The following is a 23,131-nucleotide window of genomic DNA, read 5'->3' as shown; positions in this document are numbered from 1 at the left end:
GCGCCATGAAAAAACTCGAAATAATTATCCGTCCCGGCATGTTTGAAAAAGTCAGGGATGTGCTTTCAGAGTTGGGCATTCACGGGATGAATTACACGGAAATAAAGGGCTTTGGACGGCAACGCGGCCACACTGAAGTGTACCGTGGCTCCATCATGCAGGTGGACTGCCTGCCCAAGATAAAGATTGAAGTGGTTTTGCATGACGCCATGCTTGAGTCGGCAGTGGACGCGGTAATGCTTACTGCCCGCACGGGGCAGGTAGGGGACGGAAAGATTTTTATCAGCCATGTGGATGATGCCGTGCGCATCCGCACAGGCCAACGCGGCGATGCGGCCCTCTAGGCCGGAAGTTTGACGGCAAGATTCACCTGTCCAACTGAAAGGAGTAAAGGCATGAGTTCCACCCGCAAAAAAGCTTTATTCATGGCTATAAATACCGCGCCTGTGGTTCCCGCTCACAGGGAAGGACCCGCCTGCCGCGTGGAAGACAACTTTGGCCGTTATGTTTTTGGTCTTTCCACCATGCGCAAGCGCCTGCCCAAGGATGTCTACAGCAAGCTGGTCAAGACCATTCGCGATGGCGAACGGCTGAATCCGGACATTGCCGATGTGGTTGCCAATGCCATGAAGGACTGGGCCATAGAAAATGGCGCAAGTCATTATACGCACTGGTTTCATCCCATGACCGGCCTTACGGCCGAAAAGCACGATGCCTTTTTGTCGCCCACGTCCGATGGGCAGGTCATAAGCGAATTTTCGGGCAAAATGCTTATCAGTGGTGAACCTGACGCCTCGTCCTTTCCTTCGGGGGGCCTCCGCTCCACCTTTGAGGCGCGCGGCTACACCGCCTGGGACCCCAGTGTGCCGGTTTTTATCATTCCCGCGCCTTATGGGGCGACACTGCACATTCCCACATACTTTTATTCGTATTCCGGCGAGGCCCTGGATCGCAAAATTCCGTTGTTGCGCTCCATATCCGCCTTGTCCCGGCAGGCCATGCGCATACTTCGCCTGTTCGGCAACGACTCTGCGGCATATGTGCGCGCCATGGTGGGACCGGAACAGGAATACTTTCTTGTGGACAAGCATCTTGCGGCCCTGCGGCCGGACCTGCTGCTGGCAGGACGCACCCTCCTGGGGGCGCCTTCGGCCAAAGGACAGGAAATGGAAGACCATTACTTCGGCGCAATTCCTGCCCGGGTAATGAGTTTCATGCAAGATGTGGAAAAAGAGCTGCTGGCTTTGGGCATTCCTGCAAAAACCAGACACAATGAGGTGGCTCCGGGCCAGTTTGAGCTGGCCCCGGTTTACGAAGAGGCCAACATTGCCTGCGATCATAATATGCTCACCATGAACATGATGCGGCATATGGCCGCAAGGCACGGCTTTGTCTGCCTGCTGCATGAAAAACCTTTTGCCGGAGTAAACGGCAGCGGCAAGCACAATAACTGGTCCATGAGCGATTCCGACGGCCAGAATCTTCTCAATCCCGGAACAACGCCGCAGGATAATGCGCAGTTCCTTGTTTTTCTGGCCGCCGTTCTGCGCGCGGTACACAAACACAGCACGGCCTTGCGGCTTGGGACCATAAGCGCGGGCAATGACCATCGCCTGGGGGCCAACGAGGCCCCTCCGGCCATTCTTTCAGTCTATCTCGGTGAGCAGCTCACCGGGGTGCTGGAGGGCATCATCAGCGGTCAAGGACACAAAAGCAAAAAGAGCGGCTTTATGGAGGTAGGCGTCTCAACGCTGCCGCCTCTGCCGGTGGACCTTTCCGACCGCAACCGCACAAGTCCTTTTGCCTTTACGGGCAACAAGTTCGAATTCCGTTCGGTTGGCTCATCGCAGTCGGTGGCCCCGGTCAATATCGTCCTTAATGCCGCAGTGGCCTGCGCCCTGGACGACATTGCCACCGAGCTGGAAGCTTCCGTCTCCGCCGGAGCCGACCTTAATGCCGCGCTTCAGGAACTGTTGCCGCGCATGTTCAAGGAGCATATGCCGGTTGTTTTCAACGGAAACGGTTATGCGGCATCGTGGAAAACAGAAGCCGCCAGGCGCGGCCTGCCCAACCACAGCAATACGGTAACAGCTCTGGAGCATTACAGTGATCCGGACGTTATGAATGTTTTTCTGCGGCACGGCATCCTGACGGAACGCGAGATACTGTCACGCCAGGAAATATTGCTTGAAAACTACTGCAAAACCATCTGCATCGAGGGGAATCTGATGCTGGACATGCTGCGTGCTTCTGTAGTGCCTCAATGCCTTGAGGCGCAGTCACGGGCGGCCGATGCCGTTATCAAGACGCGCGCCGTTTTGGGAGACAGTGGAGCCGCACCTGAAGAGAGGTATTTTAATAAGCTGCATGCAGACCTGGCGGCGCTTCAGGGCAATATGGAAGAACTTGAGCAGGCCCTTGTCAAAACGGCCAGCATCAAGGGAATTCTGGAAGAAGCCAAGGCTGCCCGGGACGGCGTGCTGGTCGCCATGAACCGGTGTCGTGAACATGCCGACAACCTTGAAAGGCTTGTTGACGACAGCCTGTGGGTCTTGCCCAAATATGCTGAGTTGCTGTGGTCGCATTAAGGTCGCTATGAAAAATTCACTGCGGCAGTAAGTGCTGTTTCAATATGAATTATTTCGGAGGCGTAAGGGAAAAACAGACTTTGCAATGTTGATGGCAGAAGCCTCATCCCGGGGGGGAGCGTGGCCTTCATGCCGTCAGCCCCTGCGCATGGCGCGGGGAGTCTCCGGCCAGGGTCGTTTGCCGCAACGAACGGCTCTGGCCGGAGCCACAAGGCGGAGAGTCTGGCGGCTCTTCGCCTTTCATTGCGGGGCGGGTACACCGCGTTTACTTTTGATTTGAATCGGAATACTTTCTTTATACATCATATTGTCAAAGATGTTTTTTTGAGGCGCTGAGCGCCTTTGAAGAAAAAGGAGCAACTATGGCTGTGGCATTGCGCTTTACCAAGATGCAGGGCATCGGCAATGACTATGTTTATATCAACGGCTTTCAAGAGCGTATTGACAGCCCGGGAGAACTCGCCAAAAAAATCAGCGACCGCCATTTCGGCATCGGCTCTGACGGGCTTGTTCTTATTTTGCCGTCTGCATCGGCCGACGTGCGCATGCGCATGTTCAACGCTGACGGCTCGGAATCGGAAATGTGCGGCAATGCGGTGCGTTGCGTAGGCAAATATGTTTATGATCACGGCATACAGGTCAAAGACGTTATTACGGTGGAAACCCGCGCAGGCGTCAAGATTGTTCGCCTTTTGTTTGAAGCGGGGCAGGTTTGCGGCGCCACTGTGGACATGGGCGAGCCTGAGCTGAATCCGGCCAGAATTCCCGTGCTTACCGAAACATCAGGGGACGGCAGCCAGCAGCGCTTTGTGGCCCGCCCTGTGGACGTGAACGGCCAGCTCTATGAAATAACCGCCGTATCTATGGGTAATCCCCACGCCGTCATTTTCACGAAGGGCATTGACGACCTTGACCTTCCGCGCATCGGGCCGCGCTTTGAGCATCACCCCCTGTTTCCCAAGCGCACCAATACGGAGTTTGCGGAAGTCATATCCTCCACCAAGGTTCGCATGCGCGTGTGGGAACGCGGTGCGGGAGAAACGCTTGCCTGCGGAACCGGCGCCTGCGCCGTTGCCGTTGCCTGCGTGCTGAACGGCTATGCCGGACGCGAGGTGGAGGTTGAGCTTAAGGGCGGTTCTTTGCATATCCACTGGGATGAAGCCAGCAATCACGTGTATATGACCGGCGGCGCGGTGACCGTCTTTTCCGGAGAGTATTACATCTGAACCTGATTGAAGAGGATGGCATGACTACCATAAACAGCAATTTTCTTAAGCTTCAGAGCAATTACCTTTTTGCGGATATCGCCCGCAAGGTTTCGGCCTATAAGGATGCCAACCCTGGCAAGCGCGTTATCAGTCTGGGTATAGGCGATGTTACACGTCCGCTGGTTCCCGCTGTCATTCAGGCCCTGCACAGGGCTGTGGACGAAATGGGAGATGCGGCGCATTTTCACGGTTATGGGCCGGAACAGGGCTACGCGTTTTTGCGTGATATCATCATGCAGTATGACTATAAGGCGCGTGGCATTGCCCTTGACCCTGATGAAATCTTCGTCAGTGATGGCGCAAAGCCTGATGTAGGCAACTTTCAGGAGCTTTTTGCCCAGGACAGCATCGTGGCGGTTACCGACCCGGTGTACCCGGTATACGTTGACTCCAATGTCATGGCCGGGCGCTCGGGCGAAATGAAAAACGGGCAGTGGAGCAGGATTGTCTATCTGCCGTGCGTAAAAGAAAACGATTTCGTACCGGATTTTCCTGCCGTCCGGCCTGATATCATCTACCTCTGTTATCCCAACAACCCTACAGGCACAGTGCTTTCACGCGCAGCCCTGCAAGGGTGGGTGGATTATGCCAGGCGCGAGGGCTGCGTCATTCTGTATGACTCGGCCTATGAAGCTTTCATCACCGAAGCCGACATTCCCCACAGTATTTATGAGATTGAAGGCGCGGAAGAAGTGGCTGTGGAGTTTCGCAGCTTTTCCAAAACGGCCGGCTTTACCGGCCTGCGATGCGCCTATACCGTAGTACCCAAGGCTCTGCGCATCAGTGACGGAAAAAACGGTTCGGTGAGCCTTAACGCGCTTTGGAATCGCCGTCAGTGCACCAAGTACAACGGTTGCCCCTATGTTGTGCAGCGCGCCGCCGAGGCCGTATACAGCGAGCAGGGGCAAAAGGAAGTCATGGGGGTTATTGCGGGCTATCTGCGCAATGCCGCCATGTTGCGCACGGCGGCAAGTGAAATGGGCTTTGGCGTCTATGGCGGCGTGAACGCCCCTTATATCTGGGTGCGCGTGCCTGACGATACAGACTCCTGGAGCTTCTTTGACAAACTGCTGCAACAGGCGGCGCTGGTCTGCACTCCCGGAGCGGGCTTTGGCGTTTCAGGCGAGGGATATGTGCGCCTGACGGCCTTCGGCACGCCCGAAGATACGGAAGAAGCCATAAAAAGATTGCGCGGTTTGTGCTGATACATTGTTTTTTGCAACCGTGAAGGATGCGCAGGGGCCGCCGGAGAAAAACGGCGTTCTCCATGCCAGGCTCTCGGGCGCTGCTGTTTCAATTGTTTCTTCAGGGCGGGACAACGTGGCATGGTTGTTCCGCCCTGATGCTGTTTGGGGCGTACCTGCGGGCATAGCTGTGCGTTTAATAAAGGCATATATGTAAAAAACCGGAGGCCCCGCAGGACCACCGGTTTTTTACAAGACAGGCAGAAATGGTTTCTGGCCGTTATACGCCCTGGGCAACCATAGCGTTGGCAACCTTGCGGAAGCCAGCAATGTTGGCGCCCATCACAAGGTTGCCGGGCTCTCCGAATTCTTTGGCAGTTTCGGCGGCGCTCATATAAATATTGCGCATGATTTCGTGCAGCTTGCTGTCCACTTCTTCAAATGACCAGCTTTGCATGCTGGCGTTCTGTGCCATTTCAAGCTGGCTGGTGGCAACGCCACCTGCATTGGCGGCCTTGGCAGGGCCGTAACAGATGCCCGCCTCAAGGAAGGCATGCACCGCGTCAAGGGTAGAGGGCATGTTGGCCCCTTCGGCCACGCACTGGCAGCCGTTGGCAAGCAGAACTCTGGCGTCTTCAAGATTCAGTTCGTTCTGGGTCGCGCAGGGGAATGCGGCGTAGCAGGGAACAGACCACACGGCATTGCGACCGTCAGCGTATTCGTTCACCGGCGTATACACAGCGGAAGAAACCAGGTCAGCGTAGCGGGTGAGGGATTCGCGTTCCACTTCCTTGATCTGTTTAAGCACATCCAGCTTGATGCCTTCCGCATCGTAAATCATGCCGCGCGAGTCGGAAACGGTAAGCGGAGTGCCCCCCACCTGATAGAGTTTTTCGCAGCAGTAGATAGCCACGTTACCAGCGCCGGAAACCGTACATTTTTTGCCTTCAAGGCTCTGGCCTTTGCCCTCAAGCATGCTCTGGGCAAAGTATACGGCGCCATAGCCGGTGGCTTCGGTGCGGGCAAGGGAGCCGCCGAACAGCAGGTTTTTCCCGGTCAGTACGCCTTCATAGCTCTGGGTAAGGCGCTTGTACTGGCCGAAAAGATAGCCAACCTCGCGGCCGCCGACACCGATGTCACCGGCGGGAACGTCAATGGTGGCTCCGATATGGCGGTAAAGTTCGCTCATAAACGCCTGGCAGAAGCGCATGACTTCCATTTCAGACTTGCCCTTGGGGTCAAAATCCGCGCCGCCTTTGCCGCCGCCAATGGCAAGTCCCGTAAGGGAGTTTTTGAAAATCTGCTCAAAGCCAAGAAATTTCAGAATGCCCTGGTTAACGCTTGGGTGAAAACGCAGGCCGCCCTTGTAGGGTCCAATGGCGGAGTTGTATTGAACACGAAAGCCTTTGTTAACCTGAATCTGCCCTTTGTCGTCAATCCATTGAACGCGAAATGATATGGTGCGCTCTGGCTCTACAATGCGCTCAAGAATCTTGTAACGTTCGTACTGCGGGTTTTTGTCCAGCACGGGCTGTAGGCTTTGTAGCACCTCTTGTACAGCTTGCAGGAAGATGGGTTCGTAGGCGTATTTATCTTGAAGATTACTCACTACACGCTGTACATAAGACATTGTCGCTCTCCTTGTGGCGATGATCAGGAAGTTGCCCTGAAAAGGCGTTCCTGTTTTTGGGGCGGGTTACTAAGTAATCCAAAATCGCGGCGTCTGACAAGGCTTTTCAGGCCCGGAAACCGACAAGAGAAAAAAATATTTGCGCCCCTGTCTGATATTTTTTCCTGCACGGCATGTTTCAAAAAAAACGTCATGCAGACCAATATGTTTGCGCAGCCCCAAGCCCCCTCTAACACCCTCATGGGAGCCGCGTGGAACACTGTGCGGGACTTCGGCCGGGGCGTGCAATCTTCAGTCGCGCGCCTTGCATTTCTTGCGGCCTGTCTCGCGCTCTGTCGCAGCGGTCGGCTGGCCCTTGGGGGTATATCATAGAAGGAAGAAAGGTCCAGCGGCAGGCAAGGGGCAGAGCAAGCATCACGTAAAACTTCTGGGGTGACAGATACAGGATCAGATGCTTGTGTCCGGACCCGACGAGTGTTAGCGTGCGCTAGTAAGAACGTATGCCGATATCTTTCCGCAACGCATTGTGACAATCCATTCATGAAGCATTCCCGCATATTACGCGTCTCAATTCTCATAGCACTGTTTGTGGCGGTGGTCTTTTTTTTGTCTGCCCTGGCCTGGCGGCATGTTGCGCCTGCCACTGCCAGGGCTGAGCAGGACTACCGCGCCGAAATAGTCGCCGGTAAGCCCATTGGCGAAGCTGCCGCGCCGGAGCGTCCTCTTTCTGCCAGCCTGGATGCGGTGGACGATGTAAAGCCGGCTTCTTTGGAAGATGCCGCTGCGCCCCCCCAGCCGCTTGTTTCAGCACCTGACTTTGAAACTCCTGATGCCTCTGCGCAGTCCGAAAACGCCGCCGCTTCGGCTCAGGAAGACAAAGCTTCGGTTCAAGGGGAGGCCGCCAATACGACTGATGCCGCTGAGGCAGCAGAAGAACCGCCCCAATCCGCCGAGCTTGCGGCCCAATCGTCTGCCGATGCAGGAAGCAGCGCCGCACAGGCAGCCGTTGCGCCAAAATCCAGTACGCAAAGTTCGAGGTTGCATCTTTTCGGCACCGTGGAATTTAAGCGCCCTTTATCTTCATTGCCGGGTTGGCTGGACGTCCTTAAGCGCAATAAAAAGGATCCGATCTTTATTCCCGGTAAGTATTTTAAAAAATCGGTTACCTGGGACAGCTTTAAGAAAAATGCTCAGGGCAAAAGCCCCATGGAACTTTTGCGCTATGTTAACGGCTTCTGGAATACCTGGCCCTACAAAGAAGACATCGTTAATTGGGGTGTAGAGGATTATTGGGCTATCCCGTCTGAATTTTTGAGAAAATCAGGTGACTGTGAAGACTATGCCATTGTCAAATATTTCACCCTCAAGGAATTGGGCATTCCGGCTGAAAACATGCGTATAGTGGTTGTGCGCGACACGTTGCGAAACCTGGCGCACGCCGTTTTGGCCGTTTATTTGAATGGTGACGCATATATACTTGATAATCTTAGTAATACTGTTTTGTCACACAGCAGGATCAGGCAGTATAGTCCACAGTACTCGGTCAACGAAGTTGGCCGATGGGCGCATCTCAAAGGGCGCAAGCTGAAGTAGGAAAATTTATGAAAATTCAAGAGATGGATGTCCAAAGTGTCGTCAGCAAGTACCGGTTGAGAAAAGCAGTGGTTGCTGCGGTAAGTTTGGCGTTTTTTCTGGTGGCGGCCTCTGTGGCCTACGTGCTGTGCGCGCTCCAGATCAAATATGCCACGCAAGATTTTTTGCACAATCAGAGAGAGATAGAGCAGCTCTGGCTGGAAAAATCCCTTGAGGGTGTCCGCACATGGCATAACAACCTTGTGGAGCAGGCGCGCTTTGTCAGTTCTGCGGAAATGTTCCGCCTGTATGCTGTGGATGTGCGCAATCTTGGACCCGATGGCGCTGCCCGGCTTGTCGCGCCTGACGCCTCGGCCAGCAGCAGCGAAGCTCTGCGCTCGTTGGCCGAACAGTTGCCATACATGCAAGACCTGCTGCAGGACTTTGCAAAGAGCAGACAGTGGACAGCAGCCCGTATTGTTTTGCCTGACGGCCAGTCGCTGATCATGCAGGAACATGCAGCGCCCCTTGGGGAGGCCCAGGCAGACATAGTGCGCAGGGCCATTGCCGGAAAATCCATTGTTTTTGGCCCTGTACGTGCTCTGGGACAAGACTTTGTCATGGATCTTGCCGACCCTCTTTATGAGGTGCTCGGTCAGGGCAGCACCGTGCCGGTGGCGGCGTTGCTGGCTACCGTGCCGGTGGACAGGGCGCTGGTTTCATTTCTGGCTCTGGGGCAGGAACAGTATCGCGACATTCGTCCGTGCATTGTGCAGGAGAATGATAAAAGCATGCAGGCAATACGCCTGCACGACGGCAAGGCGGAACTCGCCCCGATCTCTGCAGATCTGAAAAAGGGCAATTTGGCCTTCCAGCGCCGACAAGGCATTGCAGAGCAGGGCGACGTGTACTCACTGGGCAGCTATCTAAGCGCTTTCAACTGGTGGGTTGTGGTTGAGGTTCCTGCAAACATTGTTGATTTCTTTCTGGAGCGCCAGAGAACGCAGATATATGGTCTGGGCATTCTCGGCAGCCTGGGTACAGCCCTGCTGGTGGCCTTCGTGTGGGCCAGCATTGCGGGGCGTTCATATCGAGCCACGGCCAGACATTTCCAACGGCTTTATACGCTTATCAAACAGCAAAAACTCATGCTCGACAGCGTGAATGCTTCCCTTCAGGCGGGCCTTATGCTTGCCGACAGCCGAGGGCAATTGCAGATGTATAATCCGGCTTTCAGCGCCATGACCGGAAAAAGGGAAGCAGAACTTGCGGGCAGCAACCTTTGCAACGTCTTGCCCGAATCTGCCGCAAAAACGCTTCTGGATGGCATGCGAAAAGTCGTCAAAGAAAAAGCTGAAGGAAGCCTTGAAGTTTCTCTGGGGCAATCCCAGGAAGCACGCCTGTACCGGGTAACGCTTTTTCCCTTTGAAGACAGCTTGATGGAAGAAACTGCCGAACCCGGCGGATGCGTCGGCATTTTTCAGGACATCACCGAGTTCCGCCGCCGGGCCGAGGCCGCCCGCGAACGCCAGGCCAGCAGTATTGCAGCCCTTGTGCGCGCCATTGAGAGCGTGGATGTCAATCTCATCGGCCATTCACAAAAGATGGAGCAGGTTGTGGAACTGCTTGCCGAAAGTCTGCAGCTTTCTGACAAGGACAAAGAAACGTTGCGGCTTGCTGCACGGCTTTCTCAGGTGGGCAAGATATTTGTGCCGCACCACCTGCTGAGCAAGACCGGCAAGCTCACCCCGGAAGAGCAAAGCGAAGTTATGCGCGCTCCCGAATATGCATACAGGGCCTTGTGCGACTTGCAGTTTGGACTGCCCGTTCCGGACGCTGTATACCAGATGGGCGAGAGGCTCGACGGCACAGGGCAGCCCCGCAAGCTCAGCGGCGACGCCATTACGCCCAATGCGCGCATTCTGGCCGTGGTTAACGCCTTTTGCGCAATGGTCAGCTCCCGCTCATACCGGGCAGGCATGGATGCGGACGAGGCCATTGCCCTGCTTAAACGCGATCATGGTTTTGACCAGGAAGTGGTGGCAGCCCTTGCGGCCTTGCCGGTAGACAAGCTGCAGAAGGCTATTGACGACGTCATAACCATGCAGGCAAAAAGCGAAGAGTAAGCCTGACGGCTGCGGAACAGATTTTATTTTTTAGAGTCATGAGCAAAACAACAGACCGCCTGTCACAGGGCGGTCTGTTGTTTTGCTCATTGCTGTCTTTGGGGGAGGGATAAAATCGGTGCTGTTTCATGTGGGCAGGCAACCCCCTGGCATTAGCCGCACCTGGCCGTGCGACGTGTCACGCACTTGTCATGCCATTGCGCGTATGGGAGCGCAGAGATTAATTTAAATTATTCATGCCGGTTAAAATTTTTGCTGTTTTTTGAAGATAAATTCTTGCCTGTCGGGGCTGTTTGTAGCAATCTTGCTCTTCCCCCCCTATCGTGACCGAAACTACCCGCCAGTATGGTTTCGGCAATCCGTCAGGATTGCCCGGCTGCCCGCAGTCGTAAAGACCGAAGTTCGCTCACAGCCTTGCGGTTGCGCCATGCGCTCCACAGGGTTTTCACTCTGACCATCCATAGTGCGTACACATCAGCGTTGCGGCTGCCGCGTATTGCGGGCCGGTCTTTTCGTGACGCTTTTTATCGAGGTTACAACCATGTGCAGAATAGGCGCTATCAAGAGCGGAATGCCGGTGCCTCCCTCCGTGGCACTCAATCTCATGCTGCCGCAGCAGGAAGGACACGACAATTCCGGCTTTGCCATGATCATGCAGGATTTGGAAGGGGTGTTCAGCCATTATAAGAACAAACCCTTGCTTTCACTGGCCTGTACGCCGCAGGGCGTGCAGCTTGCCAATGATTTTATGGAAAAAAAGGGTTTTGTGCAGGTGGCGCAGTGGGTTCCTGACGTGGACAGGCAGCCGGGTCTTAAAATTGAGGCCATGCCCCGCTATATATTTAGAAACTATGATTATCCTGAAATATATCGCTATCGCAAACAAAAAGAGCGTGATGACCTGCTGCTTGATACGCGGCTTGAGCTGCGGGCCTTGCTGGAAAAAAACAATGACGGCTTTGTCTACTCTTTCTGGCCTGACACCCTGACGCTGAAAGAGATAGGCGATCCGGCAGATATCGCCACCTATTTTCGTCTCTGGAATGATGATGAACGCCTTACCGCCAGAAACATTGTGGTCCAGTGCCGCCAGAACACCAACTACGACATTGTGCGCTATGCGGCTCATCCCTTTTTTCTTCAGGGGTACACTGTTTGCGCCAATGGCGAAAACACTTTTTTTACCAGAAACAAAGAGCTTCAGAGCGCGCTGCACAGGGGATATGTGGGTTTTGAGTCCGACTCGCAGACTTTGTTGTACACCCTGCATTATGTGCTGCATGAGCTTGAGTGGCCCATAAAATACTTCAAGCACGTGATTACGCCCTTGCCCTTTGCGGAAGCGGAACAACGCGCTGACGGCAAGGTGCTCACCCTTATACGGGAATCTCTGGCGCATCTTGAAATCAATGGTCCCAACGCCATTATCGCTCTTTTGCCGGACGGAAGCCTGATGACCTGCTGCGATTCAAAAAAATTGCGGCCCCTTGTTGTGGGACGCCATAGGGACATGGTGGCAATTGCCTCCGAGGTCTGCGGGCTGAACGCAATTTTGCCTGACCGCAATGTGGCAGAAGATATCTATCCGCATGAGCGGGAGATGGTGGTCGTGGACAATGACTTGGCGGTGCAGCGATGGAATCAGTAAAAACTCAGGACATCAGCGTCAATGACCTGTTCTGGAAGATAGAGTTCAGGCCGAATATGTGTATCGGATGCGGCTCCTGTGCGGCTGCCTGCACCTTTGCGGCCATTGAGCCGGCCAGGCTGCGTCGCCGTGCCGTGTCGCGCACGGCTGCGGAGCCTGCGAAGGAGAATGCCGCTCCTTTTATCATCATGCAAAAGTCTTCAATCCAGCATGCCTGCGTTGGATGCGGCATGTGCGAAAAAAGTTGCCCCACCGGAGCCATACGCCCCGTACGCAATGCCGATCAGCGTGTCGGCTTTCTGGCGCGTGAGCATGGCCCCATAAAGCGCGGTGGACGGAGCAACCTTGCCATGCCGCGCACCCTTGATTCTATCGTTGTCGGGCGCATCAGCCAGATGACAGACCCCGCCCTTGATTCGGAACGGCACACCTTTGACATGCGCGCACCTCTGGGACGTGTTTTGCCGGCGGGTGATCTGCCGCTCAGGGTAGAAGGAACAAGCCTTGTGCCTGCGGGACGAGCGCCCACGGTGAACTGGATTTATCCGCTCATATTCAGTGACATGAGTATCGGAGCTTTGTCCACGCGGGCCTGGGAAGCAATCGCCCTGGCTACGGCCTACCTTAACGAAAAATGCGGTATGCCGGTGCGCATGTGTTCAGGCGAAGGTGGCATGCCCGGCAGGCTTCTGGAATCAGAGCAGCTGAAATACACGATCCTGCAAATAGCATCGGGGCATTTTGGCTGGAACCGGATCATCAGGGCCATGCCCCATATGAGAACCGACCCGGCCGGAGTGCTCATAAAAATAGGGCAGGGGGCCAAGCCCGGCGACGGCGGCCTGCTGCCAGCGGCCAAGGTGGCGCCGCACATCCAGGCCATACGCGGCGTACCCAGAACTACGCTGCATTCCCCGCCCAATCACCAGGGGCTTTATTCCATTGAAGAGTCTGTGCAGAAGATGCACCTTTCCCTCAATGCCGCCTTTGGTTTTCGCGTTCCTGTGGCGATCAAGTGCGCGGCTTCGGCCACATCCGTTTCTGTCTATAACAACCTGCTGCGCGATCCTTACAGAATCTGCGGCGGTTTTTTTCTTGACGGCATCCAGGGCGGAACCGGTGCTGCCAATGAGGTTTCCCTGGAGCATACGGGCCATCCCATAGTCTCCAAGCTGCGCGATTGCTATCAGGCCGCCGTGGCCCAGGGACTTCAGGGGCAGATTCCCCTGTGGGCGGGCGGTGGCATCGGTTTTTCAGGCAATGCGGCGGCTGACGCCTTTAAAATGATCTGCCTCGGGGCTAATGGGGTTATCGTAGGTAAAATTCTCATTCAGCTGCTCGGCTGCGTGGGCAACGAGCATGGCCGCTGCAATGCCTGCAATACGGGTAAATGCCCCACCGGTATCTGCACACAGGACCCGCGCCTGGTCAGACGCCTGGATGTGGACAAGGGCGCACAAAGCATTGTGGATTACATGCTGGCCTTTGACGCCGAGCTGCGCAAACTGCTGGCCCCTGTGGGCAACAGTTCCATGCCGGTAGGGCGGTCGGATGCACTGGTAACGACAGACAGGGCCGTTGCCGACAAGTTGGGCATTCAGTATGCCTGCTAGTTTTCAGTAAAAGGATAACTGTATGTTGCGAATGAACACGCTGCACAATCACGAACGCATGTCCACTCAGGATCTGCTGCTGGCAATTGAAGACGCAGTGGACAGGGGTGAGACGGTTTTTCATATAGAGGCATCGGGCCAGCACGATATTGGTGGCCCATTATGGAACAGGGACGGCAAAAAGCTCATGTTTACCGTGAGCAATCCCGGCCAGCGTGTAGGGTCCATGTGCCTGCCTGATACAGAAGTGCTGGTTGAAGGATCTGCTGCCGCTGATGTCGGCTGGCTTAACGCAGGCGGGCGCATTACCGTACGTGGCGATGCGGGCGATACTGCGGGGCATTGCGCGGCTGCAGGGGTGATCTACATCGGCGGGCGGGCAGGCACACGCTCCGGCTCACTGATGAAGCACGATCCCATGTATGAGCCGCCGGAACTGTGGGTGCTCAAAAGTGTGGGCAGCTTTTCCTTTGAATTCATGGGGGGCGGACGGGCTGTGGTTTGCGGCTACGAAAGCCAGACCATGCCGTCCATTCTCGGTGAAAGGCCCTGTGTGGGCATGGTGGGCGGCGCTGTCTATTTTCGTGGCCCTGTGGGCAATCTTTCGCCGGATGTGCGCGTAAGCGCCTTGACCGGCCAGGACCTTGCGTGGCTTGAGGCGGGGCTGGAGTCTTTTCTTGCCGCCATTGACAAGCCGCAGTTGCACAAAGAACTTTCTGTCTGGAAGCACTGGAAAAAAATTGTTCCAGTGCCGCAAGAGCAGGATGAACACAAAGGCGTTCAACAGATGGCGCAATTCCGCGCCGAGGAATGGATTAAAAACGGTATTTTCAGCGATGTGGCCCCAGATGATTTCGCGGTCAACGGGCTTGTCGCCGTGGGAGATTATCGCCTGCGCGTCCCGGCATGGGAAAACAGGGGGCATGCCGGGGACGGCTCCTCCGCTTGTTCGCTATCCGTTTCGGGGCCTTGCCGTGATTGCAAGATATGCATCAAATCATGCCCACAGAAAGCAATTCGCCGCAAACAGGTGAATGAAGGTTTTGACTACGCGGCAGATCCCGCGCGCTGCATTGGCTGCGGCATCTGCGCGGCAGTTTGCCCCTGCGGTGTCTGGCGGATGCATGCCAGCCAGGATATGTGCGCAGGGGGCTGAGTGGCATCATTGGCCTGTCATGCCTGAGGCCCGGCTAAAGGAGTGACGGGAAAAGCGGTGCGTATGCGCTAATGCTGTCGGCATGCGGTATTATAAGGTATATGCCTGCTTTTTCTTTTACGCGTTCTGATGCATACTGGAGCGGCGGGACAGTTCTTTTTCAGGAGAGTGCCATATGGACATTTTTGAAGCCCTTTTTACACGCCGCAGCATCCGCAAGTTCACTTCCGAAGATGTGAGCGACGCTGACCTTGAAATCATGCTGCGGGCAGCAATGGCTGCGCCCAGCGCCCATAACCGCCAGCCCTGGCACTTTGTTGTTGTGCGCGACAAAACCCTGCTGGCGGAAATAGCCAACCGCCATCCCTATGCCAAGATGGCCGCCGAAGCGCCCCTTGCCATTGTTGTCTGCGCCGACCCCGCCGAAGCCAAAGAGCCGCGCTACTGGCAGCAGGATTGTACGGCCGCGCTGGAAAATATGCTGCTGGCCGCGCGCGGCAAGAATATCGGCACGGTGTGGTGCGGCATGCATCCGCTTGAAGACAGGGTAGAGCCTATCCGCCAGTTGCTGAAAATTCCTGCGAACATCAATATTCTGGCGCTGGTTGTCGCCGGGCATCCGGCACAGCCCTTTGGCGAAGCTGACCGCTATCGCGAGGACAGGGTTCATCACAACGGCTGGTAGACAACCGCCTGTTACCGAAGGCAAATAAGAGTTCCGCTGTTTTTTGTGCGGGCCGCTCCGGGTATGGTCCGTTGCGGCCCGCCTTTATTTGGAAACAGCCCCCGGAGCGTTCACCGCTTGAAATATCTGCTTAACGGCTAGAGCATTTAACACTTGAAATGCTCGCTTACGGCAGGCAAAAGCCTGCCTTCTCGCATTTCGTGGCAAGGATTTTCAAGAAAATCCTTGCAGAGCAGTTAACTCATTTCATTCGTTAACTGCTCTAAACCTCTCTGCCGCTTTGCCACCTAGAGCAGATTAACTTTGAGAATATACATTCTCAAAGTTTAAGGCACGCTCACTTCGGCGTTTAACCGCGCAGATAAACTGCGCTTACGCCTCCGTAGCGAACGTCTGCTCACGCAGCCGTCCGAGCAATTTAAAAGTTAAATTGCTCTAGCTTCCTCGGCGTAAAAACCAGCATCGCCGTGGTGCGTCATCAGTTCAGGCGGTGTAACGACATGTCACAGACACGGTCACCGCGGTTCCTGGTTTTTCTGCGCTTTGACCGGCGGCTTTTTTGGCGTTTTGGTTTTCTTTTTCAGCGGCGCACAGTCTTTGAGGTTGGCGCAGGCCCCTCCCGCAATGGCCCACAGGTACAGGGCGGCAGTGGTGGCATGAGGGGAGTAGCGTCTTTTGTATCTGGCAAAGAGCGTGGGGGTAATCTGACGATGCCTGTACAGCATGCGCAGCCCGCGTTGGATTGCCAGGTCATCCCAACTCAGGATATCCGGCCGCTGCATGGAAAAAATCATAATCATTTCCGCAGTCCACACGCCTATGCCCTTCAGTTGCACCAAATGTGCGCAGACTTCCTCATCTGTCATGGATGGCAGACGCTCAAGATCGAGACTTCCATCCAGGGCAGCCGCGGCAATGTTTTTTATATAAACGGCCTTGCGCATGGATATGCCGCAGGTCTGCAAGCTCTCCGCGCTTATGCCCATCAGGTTTTCCGGGGTTAGAGGGCAGAACTGTTCCCGCATGCGCCTCCAGACAGTGGCCTGGGCTTTTGTTGATATCTGTTGCCCCACGATGGAATTTAAAAGCGCGCTGAAAATGTCAGGCGTGATTTCGCGCCGGATATGACCGATTTCGTCCATAGCTGCGGCCAAAACCGGATCACGCGACCTGAGCCATGATTTTTCTTTTTCGCCGTATTCAAAATAAGGTGTATTGGGCATGGGCTTTCTCTGGTTGCCATATTTTTTCATGCTCCAGCAGATATTGCTTGACGGCAAGGCCACCCGCATATCCGGTAAGGCTGCCGTCCTGCCCGATGACACGATGGCAGGGAACGATGATGGCTACCGGGTTGCGGTTATTCGCCATGCCGACGGCGCGGCTGCCGCCGGGCTTGCCGATCATGACGGCTATGTCTTTATAGCTGCGCGTTTCTCCGGCCGGAATGGTCTGCAACGCCTGCCATACGGTGGTCTGGAATGCTGTGCCGCCGAGATTCAGGGGCAAATCAAATTCTTTTCTGCTGCCCGAGAAATATTCCGTAAGCTGGCGTTCCGCCCGTTCAATAACCGGGCTTTTCTGTAGCGCAAAGCCGTCAGGCGGAGCCTCAGTGCTGAAAAATACCTGGCAGATGGCGTCATTTTTTTCAGCTATGCCGATCTTGCCGATAGGGGAGGCGTAAAACCATAAATTTGTCATGGTGTAGCTCCGATTGGCGGCGCATTGCGCCGGAAGTGAACTTTTTTAGTGTGTCGCGGCAAGGCGAGCACGCGCGTCACCTGCGCTTGCCGAATGTTGTCGTTGTTTACGGTATTTGGCGGGGCTTGTGCCTGTCTGTTTTTTAAAAAAGGCATAAAATGACGTCAGACTTTCAAAACCGATGGTCGCGGCAATGTCTGTGATGGGCATACCTGTTTTTTCCAGCAACGCGCAGGTCTGCCGCTCCCGAACCTGTCCGAGATACTGTGCCGGGGTCTGGCCGTACTGCTGCCGAAAAATAACCGCAAGATGACTCTGTGATACGCCAAGCCGTCCGAGTTCACATTTCAGGCGGGCGCGGTTGCCGAAGTGCCTGTCAATGAGGTTTTTGGCCTGCCCGGCAAGCAACGCCGCCGGATCATGCTTGTCCAGATCGGGACGGCAGCGTTTGCAGGGCCGCAGCCCGGCTTGTTTCGCCTCCTCTGCTGTGTGGAAGTATAAAACATTTTTCCGCAACGGCGTTCGTGACCTGCATGAGGGGCGGCAGTAAGCACCCACAGTTCTTACCGCATAAAAAAACTGTCCGTCATAGGCCGGATCACAGTCACACAGCGCCCGCCACATGGTGGCATCAGAAAGTTCTGTCATATATAAACCTCACCTGTTTCAAAGCCATAACACAGGCATACGCATGCGTCTTACCCGTTTTCAAGATGTAATTCCTGTCTGGGCAAAGGTCAAAACCATGCATTTTTCAGCCGTCCCAGAGCAGCGATGATATCCGCTTCCGGCAGCGTGCCATAGCCCAGAAACAGGCAATTGGCAGGGCAGCGTGTTTTGTCCTGCCAGAAAGGCGAAGCAGGGTACACACGAACGCCGCAAGCGGCGGCTTTTGCCGTAAGGCGTGTTTCGTCCGGTCCTGCGGGAAATTCCAGCAAAAGGTGCAGACCGGCATTGTGGCCGTGTATACGCACACGCTTGCCGAACAGGCGGCCAACCGTATGTACAAAAAGGTCGTGCTTTTTTTTCTTGAGCAGACAGATTTTTCTTAAATGTTTTTCCCAGTATCCCAGTTTCATGAAGCGGCTCAGAACCGCCTGCTCAAGCCACGGGGCAGTACACTGGAAACCGGAAAAAACAGAGCGGAACCTGTCTGCAAGCAACGGAGGAAGCACCATATACGACATGCGCATGCCTGGCGAAAGTACCTTTGAAAATGTTCCCATATAGATGACGCGGCCATTCTTGTCGATGGATTGAAGCGAGGGAACCGGCCTGCCGTGATAGCGCAGTTCGCTGTCATAGTCGTCTTCAACAATAAAGCCGTTGTTTTTCTTTGCCCATTCCAGAAGTTTCACACGCCTGCCAATGGGCATGACAACGCCTGTGGGAAACTGGTGCGAGGGTGCTATGTGAACAAGTCTGGCGGGTGACGCCGCAAGGCTTTCTATATCGATGCCGTCGCTTTTTACCGGAACAGGAAGCGTGGCTGCGTTGAAAAATTCATAGGCCGCTCTGGCTCCTGCATAGCCGGGGTCCTCAAGGGCAACAAGAGCACATTCATCCTGAAGCAGGCGCATGACGGCAAGAATTGAGGGCTGCAGGCCGCTGCATATGACCACCTGTTCGGGGGCGCAACAAACGCCTCGACTGCGGTAAAGATACGAAACCAGCTCGCTGCGCAGGGCCAGGCTGCCGCAGGCATCTGCATAGGTGTGCATATCTGTAGCCTGGCCGCTGTTTTTTTGAAGGGACGACAAAATGTCGGCCATCAGTCTGCGCCATAGCCCAGCGGGAAAGATAGAGGCATCCAGATTTTCGTAATTGAAGTCATAGTCGATGCGTTGCCGTGATGCCGGATTTTCTTTTTCGGATGCGTCCGTGCGGGCAGCGACGGGAAGGGGCCTGGCGGCATGCATGTCGCGGTATACGGAGTTCACCTTGTACCCGCTGCCAGGGCGAACGCGCACATAGCCCTCAAGAACAAGTTGTGCATAGGCATTTTCAACCGTATTTTTGCCAAGCTGAAGTTCTTTTGCCATAGCACGGATGGATGGCAGTTGAGCGTCAGGGACCATTGCTCCAGCAAGAATTTCGTTTTTTACCTGTTCATAAAGCTGTTGGTAGAGAGGAACACGAGCGGCGGTATTCAGATATAACATGACTTTTTCTCCGGTGCGCAAGGTCGCGCCTTGCGGAGTGCATAACTGGCGCGGGTTCTGTTTTCCGGTTGAAAGGACATAAAGCGTCAGGTTAAAAAAGATAAAACTGTCCCTATTCAGCAGCAGGTATTTTTTGTTATGCAGAGGGTCAAAATATCATAGCCGAGAGGAATTATGCAGACAAGAATGAAGAAATATCCATTGGCTGAAGAAAAAATACACGACCTGCTGGCCACGGAAGCTGTGGGCAGGCTAGCCAGCACGGGGGCGGACGGCTTTCCGTATATCACGCCGGTGCATTTTGTTTTTTGGGAGGGAAAAATCTTTATCCACGGCTTGGCTGTGGGTGAAAAGCTGAGCAATATAAAAAAGGATGCCCGCGTGGGCTTTGAGGTGGAAAGGATGCTCGGCCTTGTGCATGCTGACAAACTGCCCTGCGATACCAACACCAGCTATGAAAGCGTCATTATAAGAGGAAATGCCGTCCTGCTCGAAGACTCCGCGCTGAAGCTCGCCGTTCTGGACGCCTTTGTGGCTAAGTATGCTCCGCACCATGCCGGGAGATCATACCCTGAGTCCATGCTCAAAATGACGGGCGTTATTGCAATGGATGTCCTGTCCTGTACGGGGAAATATTATCCTGCGTAATGGTTTCAATAGGCCGCGCGGTTACGCCGGACTTGTCGTCATGCCCCCTGTACGGATCTTCAGCATCTGGCAGGGGGCTTTTTTTGTGCTGCTGCCTGAAGAGTGTTGCGCCGTTGAAAATACGGTACACAATTTTTCAAACATTATATTTTGCGCGTAACAGTATGTTCTATTTACGCTTAAGCGGCTTAGGGCGGTCGTCTGCTATTGTCGCGGCCATGACCATTGCCTGCTGAAATCGTCAATATGCCTCTTGGTTATTGACAATGAAGTGACGCAGCATATCGTAATACTACGGAGTGAAAAAAATTTTCAATTAATTGTGCGCATGCTCACAGAATCAGATACTCCGTCTGTGTATAGCAAAGATGACAAGCGTGATCACAACATGCAACAGCCGCAAAGGCGAAGGAAAAGCCATGAAGATACTGCAGCTTGAATCAACAAGAGAATTCTCGGCCAATGCCATGAAGCGGTTTTTTCTTGTGGAGGATTCGCCGTATTTCAAGATGATAAATTTTAACCTGGACGCCGGGGTGACTTTTCCTGTCCATTCGCACGACCTGGACGGCGAACTGTCCATACAGGTGCTGGAAGGAGAGGGATTTTTCCTTGGGGCGGACGATGCAAAGCTGCCCGCCAAGGCAGGGGATATCCTTGTGTCTGAAATTCGTGAGCCGCACGGGGTTGAGGCTGTGTCGCGCATGCGCCTGCTGGTGACCATCACGCCGCCTATCTAGAGCAGATTGACTTTGAGGATGGACATTTTCAAAGTTCAAAGCATGCCCGCTGCGGCACTTAACATCGCGAATAAATTGCGCTTACTCACGCAGTCGCCAAAGCAGTTTCAAAGTAAAAATGCTCTGGGTTCCATCCAAGGCTGCCGCTTCCGCATGATCTGCATTGCCGCGCGCAAGCACAGAAACGTCCGAGGTGTCTATGTTGCTCACAAAAGATACGACCATTCACTCCCTGACGAGCGAATATCCTTTTTTGATAGAATCGTTGGCGCTGCATAACAGCAGCTTTGAAAAGCTGAAAAATCCGCTTTTGCGGCAAACTGTGGGGCGTATTGCCACAGTCGAAAAAGCCGCAGGCATGGGCAATGAGGATGTGCTTGCCCTGCTCTTGTTCATTGCAGGAGAGATCATGGCCCAAACAGGGCAGCCGGTAGAAATATCGCCGCCAGAGGTACGGCAGGCGAAATCTTCGGTAACGGCGTCGCGGGAACAGCGGTTGGCGCAACTCAAAGAAATCATCAAGGAACTGCATGACGGTGTGGAATTTGCGGCCCTGCAGGAAAAATTCAACAAAACCGTGGGCGATATCAGCCCCGAAGAAATCGCCTCCCTTGAGCAGAGCCTTGTTAACGAAGGCATGCCGGAAACGGAAATAAAAAAAATGTGTCACCTGCACGCGGCGCTGTTTCAAAATGCGTTGGAAGGGCAGGCGATGCCGCAGGTTCCGCCCGGACATCCGGTGGATACCTACCTGAGGGAAAACGCACAGGCCAAAAAATTCACTGCTGAAATCAAAGACGCCCTTGCGCTGGTCGCCGGTGACGATGGTGAAAAATCGTGGCCCTTCACTGTGGGCAGGCTCAAGTCGCTGACACAGGAGCTGGCCGACATACAGACCCATTACGTCCGCAAGGAAAACCAGCTGTTTCCCTTACTTGAACAGCACGATCTGAGCGCCCCCGGCAAGGTCATGTGGGAAGTGCATGACGATATCAGGCGCTTGATCCGGCGGGCACAGGAGCAGTTTGATGCGGGCGACCGAAGCGGCATCACTACGGCGGTGAAAGAGCTTGTGGATGAAGTTGATGAAATGTTCCGCAAGGAGGAAAATATTCTCTTTCCCATGAGCCTTCAGTTGTTGACCGATGCTGACTGGGGGCGCTGCCGCCGGGGCGACGATGAAATCGGCTATTCCTTCGGTGTGGTGCCGGGCGACCAATGGGCTGCCCCGGAGGCATCCTCTGGAGGCCGTGAAACAGGGCAGGCAGGACTTGTAGACCTTTCCACCGGCCGTTTGCCGCAGCAGGTGGTGGACGCCATCCTTTGCAACCTGCCTGTGGATATAAGTTTTGTAGATGCTGACGACCGGGTTGCCTACTATTCTGACAGCGCTCATCGGATTTTTCCCAGAAGCGCCGCTGTCATCGGGCGCGAGGTGAAAAACTGCCATCCCTCCAAGTCCGTTCACATGGTTACTGAAATACTGGAAGCCTTTAAAAAAGGTGAGAGAGACAAGGCGGAATTCTGGCTGGAACTTGGCGGAAAGTTTATTCACATCCAGTATCTGGCTTTGCGGGATAAGCAGGGAGAATACCTGGGCTGCCTCGAGGTCGGACAGGACGCCACCTACCTTCGTTCGCTGACCGGACAAAGGCGTCTGCTTGAATGGACATGATCAGCCGCGCAGCGGCGCAGGGTTTTCTGTAGTTTTCTGTACTGCAACGGTTTATGGCGGCAAAGGGGAATCCTTTGCCGCCATAAACAATTTGAACGCAAGGCTGTTTTGCGGTTGCGTGGGGCGATGTGCGTCATGGCAGCTACATCACACGGCATCACACGCAGTTTCAGTCTACTGGCTGAAATGGTGAAGACGACAGCGCCCTCCATCCCTGCTCCGCACTTTGCTGAGCGGTGCTACCTTGACCATGTATACGGGCAGAGTAAAACGCTTTGTTCCGCAAGAACGGCGGGGCAGACTGCCGCAGAAAAGCCGCAAGGCAGGGCTGGCGTGGAAAGTTTTTCTATGTCATATTCTGACGCCCAGAAATGGGGCATGCCGGGCAGGGCCGTGTATTTTTACGAAGGTGGAGAGGATATGGACAAGCAGTTACGGAAAGCCAAAGACAGATGCTTTATGTATGGGATATGTGTTTTTTTTGGCATATGCGCCGTCATTCTCAAACTGCATGGCTTTTTAAGCGGCATGGGCTTTGAGGCACGCTCAACCCCCATGATGCTCATTGATTCTTTGCTGTATTTTCTGCTTTTTTTTGCGGTTATCTCCATCCGCCCCATCGCCAATTTTTTCTTTTCTTTGTACTGTAAGCGCCTGCAAAAGAAACTTGATGCAGCCGAATCTTCCGCGCAGGGCAGCTAGGGCGTCTGCCCACGCAGCCACCAGAGTAATTTC

Annotated in this window: 19 protein-coding genes; 14 read left to right on the top strand and 5 right to left on the bottom strand. The window is 54.5% G+C overall.

Annotation, left to right across the window (positions count from 1 at the left end; genetic code table 11):
• Positions 1-5 precede the first annotated feature (5 nt).
• From V6C16_RS00200 to V6C16_RS00185, 4 genes are all read left to right on the top strand, one after another.
• Positions 6-344, top strand: coding sequence for a P-II family nitrogen regulator (locus tag V6C16_RS00200; RefSeq protein ID WP_333536469.1), 339 nt, complete (start codon positions 6-8; stop codon positions 342-344).
• Between the two features lie 51 nt (positions 345-395).
• Positions 396-2,588 (top strand): glutamine synthetase III family protein, encoded by a 2,193-nt coding sequence (locus V6C16_RS00195; protein WP_333536468.1) that lies wholly within the window; start codon positions 396-398, stop codon positions 2,586-2,588.
• A gap of 362 nt (positions 2,589-2,950) precedes the next feature.
• Positions 2,951-3,814: a diaminopimelate epimerase gene (dapF, locus tag V6C16_RS00190; RefSeq protein WP_333536467.1), complete on the top strand. Its 864-nt coding sequence runs from the start codon at positions 2,951-2,953 to the stop codon at positions 3,812-3,814.
• 20 nt (positions 3,815-3,834) lie between these two features.
• Positions 3,835-5,061 carry an LL-diaminopimelate aminotransferase gene (locus V6C16_RS00185; protein WP_333536466.1) on the top strand — a complete coding sequence of 409 codons (1,227 nt, stop codon included), beginning with the start codon at positions 3,835-3,837 and terminating at the stop codon, positions 5,059-5,061.
• 259 nt (positions 5,062-5,320) lie between these two features.
• On the opposite strand, the gene gdhA is transcribed toward V6C16_RS00185, so the two are convergent.
• Positions 5,321-6,670, bottom strand: a complete 1,350-nt coding sequence (gene gdhA, locus V6C16_RS00180; RefSeq protein ID WP_333536465.1) for an NADP-specific glutamate dehydrogenase — start codon at positions 6,668-6,670, stop codon at positions 5,321-5,323.
• A 540-nt stretch (positions 6,671-7,210) separates the two neighbouring features.
• On the opposite strand from gdhA, the gene V6C16_RS00175 reads away from it, so the two are divergent.
• The 6 genes from V6C16_RS00175 to V6C16_RS00150 all read left to right on the top strand — a co-directional run bounded on the left by V6C16_RS00175 (position 7,211) and on the right by V6C16_RS00150 (position 15,470).
• Entirely contained in the window at positions 7,211-8,263 is a 1,053-nt protein-coding gene (locus V6C16_RS00175) for a transglutaminase-like cysteine peptidase (protein WP_333542705.1), read from the top strand.
• A gap of 8 nt (positions 8,264-8,271) precedes the next feature.
• Complete coding sequence (locus tag V6C16_RS00170; RefSeq protein ID WP_333536463.1) at positions 8,272-10,368, top strand: HD domain-containing phosphohydrolase; 2,097 nt, start codon at positions 8,272-8,274, stop codon at positions 10,366-10,368.
• Between the two features lie 589 nt (positions 10,369-10,957).
• Positions 10,958-12,016, top strand: coding sequence for a glutamate synthase (locus tag V6C16_RS00165; RefSeq protein ID WP_333536462.1), 1,059 nt, complete (start codon positions 10,958-10,960; stop codon positions 12,014-12,016).
• Positions 12,004-13,629, top strand: a complete 1,626-nt coding sequence (locus V6C16_RS00160; protein WP_333536461.1) for a glutamate synthase-related protein — start codon at positions 12,004-12,006, stop codon at positions 13,627-13,629. The genes V6C16_RS00165 and V6C16_RS00160 overlap by 13 nt, the downstream gene beginning before the upstream one ends.
• A 22-nt stretch (positions 13,630-13,651) precedes the next feature.
• A complete protein-coding gene (locus V6C16_RS00155; RefSeq protein ID WP_333536460.1) occupies positions 13,652-14,785 on the top strand; it encodes a 4Fe-4S dicluster domain-containing protein in 1,134 nt (377 codons plus the stop codon).
• Positions 14,786-14,960: 175 nt separating this feature from the next.
• Positions 14,961-15,470 (top strand): nitroreductase family protein, encoded by a 510-nt coding sequence (locus V6C16_RS00150; protein ID WP_333536459.1) that lies wholly within the window; start codon positions 14,961-14,963, stop codon positions 15,468-15,470.
• A 515-nt stretch (positions 15,471-15,985) separates the two neighbouring features.
• On the opposite strand, the gene V6C16_RS00145 is transcribed toward V6C16_RS00150, so the two are convergent.
• From V6C16_RS00145 to pdxR, 4 genes are all read right to left on the bottom strand, one after another.
• Positions 15,986-16,693: a DNA-3-methyladenine glycosylase family protein gene (locus tag V6C16_RS00145; protein ID WP_333536457.1), complete on the bottom strand. Its 708-nt coding sequence runs from the start codon at positions 16,691-16,693 to the stop codon at positions 15,986-15,988.
• Positions 16,671-17,171: a methylated-DNA--[protein]-cysteine S-methyltransferase gene (locus V6C16_RS00140; protein WP_333536456.1), complete on the bottom strand. Its 501-nt coding sequence runs from the start codon at positions 17,169-17,171 to the stop codon at positions 16,671-16,673. Before V6C16_RS00140 ends, V6C16_RS00145 begins: the two co-directional genes overlap by 23 nt.
• Positions 17,172-17,216: 45 nt before the next feature.
• Positions 17,217-17,819, bottom strand: a complete 603-nt coding sequence (locus V6C16_RS00135; protein ID WP_333536455.1) for a bifunctional transcriptional activator/DNA repair enzyme AdaA — start codon at positions 17,817-17,819, stop codon at positions 17,217-17,219.
• Between the two features lie 89 nt (positions 17,820-17,908).
• Positions 17,909-19,333 carry a MocR-like pyridoxine biosynthesis transcription factor PdxR gene (gene pdxR, locus V6C16_RS00130; protein WP_333536454.1) on the bottom strand — a complete coding sequence of 475 codons (1,425 nt, stop codon included), beginning with the start codon at positions 19,331-19,333 and terminating at the stop codon, positions 17,909-17,911.
• 186 nt (positions 19,334-19,519) lie between these two features.
• Here pdxR and V6C16_RS00125 point away from each other — a divergent pair, with 186 nt between their 5' ends.
• The 4 genes from V6C16_RS00125 (at position 19,520) to V6C16_RS00110 (ending at position 23,098) form a co-directional block, all read left to right on the top strand.
• Positions 19,520-19,981, top strand: a complete 462-nt coding sequence (locus V6C16_RS00125; protein ID WP_333536453.1) for a pyridoxamine 5'-phosphate oxidase family protein — start codon at positions 19,520-19,522, stop codon at positions 19,979-19,981.
• A 419-nt stretch (positions 19,982-20,400) separates the two neighbouring features.
• Positions 20,401-20,721: a cupin domain-containing protein gene (locus V6C16_RS00120; RefSeq protein ID WP_333536452.1), complete on the top strand. Its 321-nt coding sequence runs from the start codon at positions 20,401-20,403 to the stop codon at positions 20,719-20,721.
• A gap of 199 nt (positions 20,722-20,920) precedes the next feature.
• Complete coding sequence (locus tag V6C16_RS00115; RefSeq protein ID WP_333536451.1) at positions 20,921-22,396, top strand: DUF438 domain-containing protein; 1,476 nt, start codon at positions 20,921-20,923, stop codon at positions 22,394-22,396.
• A gap of 348 nt (positions 22,397-22,744) precedes the next feature.
• Positions 22,745-23,098, top strand: coding sequence for a hypothetical protein (locus tag V6C16_RS00110; RefSeq protein WP_333536450.1), 354 nt, complete (start codon positions 22,745-22,747; stop codon positions 23,096-23,098).
• The last annotated feature ends 33 nt before the right edge of the window (positions 23,099-23,131 follow it).

It is taken from the genome of Desulfovibrio sp. 1188_IL3213, from assembly GCF_036763145.1.
Classification (GTDB): domain Bacteria; phylum Desulfobacterota; class Desulfovibrionia; order Desulfovibrionales; family Desulfovibrionaceae; genus Desulfovibrio.
The sequence above is the reverse complement of the archived record's forward strand: the minus strand, read 5'-3'. Positions and strand labels throughout refer to the sequence as shown.

Bases quoted from the DNA above. Each gene is read 5' to 3' on its own strand.
- V6C16_RS00200 (WP_333536469.1), top strand. From the start codon at position 6: ATGAAAAAACTCGAAATAATTATCCGTCCCGGCATGTTTGAAAAAGTC.
- V6C16_RS00195 (WP_333536468.1), top strand. From the start codon at position 396: ATGAGTTCCACCCGCAAAAAAGCTTTATTCATGGCTATAAATACCGCG.
- dapF (WP_333536467.1), top strand. From the start codon at position 2,951: ATGGCTGTGGCATTGCGCTTTACCAAGATGCAGGGCATCGGCAATGAC.
- V6C16_RS00185 (WP_333536466.1), top strand. From the start codon at position 3,835: ATGACTACCATAAACAGCAATTTTCTTAAGCTTCAGAGCAATTACCTT.
- gdhA (WP_333536465.1), bottom strand. From the start codon at position 6,670: ATGTCTTATGTACAGCGTGTAGTGAGTAATCTTCAAGATAAATACGCC.
- V6C16_RS00175 (WP_333542705.1), top strand. From the start codon at position 7,211: ATGAAGCATTCCCGCATATTACGCGTCTCAATTCTCATAGCACTGTTT.
- V6C16_RS00170 (WP_333536463.1), top strand. From the start codon at position 8,272: ATGAAAATTCAAGAGATGGATGTCCAAAGTGTCGTCAGCAAGTACCGG.
- V6C16_RS00160 (WP_333536461.1), top strand. From the start codon at position 12,004: ATGGAATCAGTAAAAACTCAGGACATCAGCGTCAATGACCTGTTCTGG.
- V6C16_RS00155 (WP_333536460.1), top strand. From the start codon at position 13,652: ATGTTGCGAATGAACACGCTGCACAATCACGAACGCATGTCCACTCAG.
- V6C16_RS00150 (WP_333536459.1), top strand. From the start codon at position 14,961: ATGGACATTTTTGAAGCCCTTTTTACACGCCGCAGCATCCGCAAGTTC.
- V6C16_RS00145 (WP_333536457.1), bottom strand. From the start codon at position 16,693: ATGCCCAATACACCTTATTTTGAATACGGCGAAAAAGAAAAATCATGG.
- V6C16_RS00140 (WP_333536456.1), bottom strand. From the start codon at position 17,171: ATGACAAATTTATGGTTTTACGCCTCCCCTATCGGCAAGATCGGCATA.
- V6C16_RS00135 (WP_333536455.1), bottom strand. From the start codon at position 17,819: ATGACAGAACTTTCTGATGCCACCATGTGGCGGGCGCTGTGTGACTGT.
- pdxR (WP_333536454.1), bottom strand. From the start codon at position 19,333: ATGTTATATCTGAATACCGCCGCTCGTGTTCCTCTCTACCAACAGCTT.
- V6C16_RS00125 (WP_333536453.1), top strand. From the start codon at position 19,520: ATGAAGAAATATCCATTGGCTGAAGAAAAAATACACGACCTGCTGGCC.
- V6C16_RS00120 (WP_333536452.1), top strand. From the start codon at position 20,401: ATGAAGATACTGCAGCTTGAATCAACAAGAGAATTCTCGGCCAATGCC.
- V6C16_RS00115 (WP_333536451.1), top strand. From the start codon at position 20,921: ATGTTGCTCACAAAAGATACGACCATTCACTCCCTGACGAGCGAATAT.
- V6C16_RS00110 (WP_333536450.1), top strand. From the start codon at position 22,745: ATGTCATATTCTGACGCCCAGAAATGGGGCATGCCGGGCAGGGCCGTG.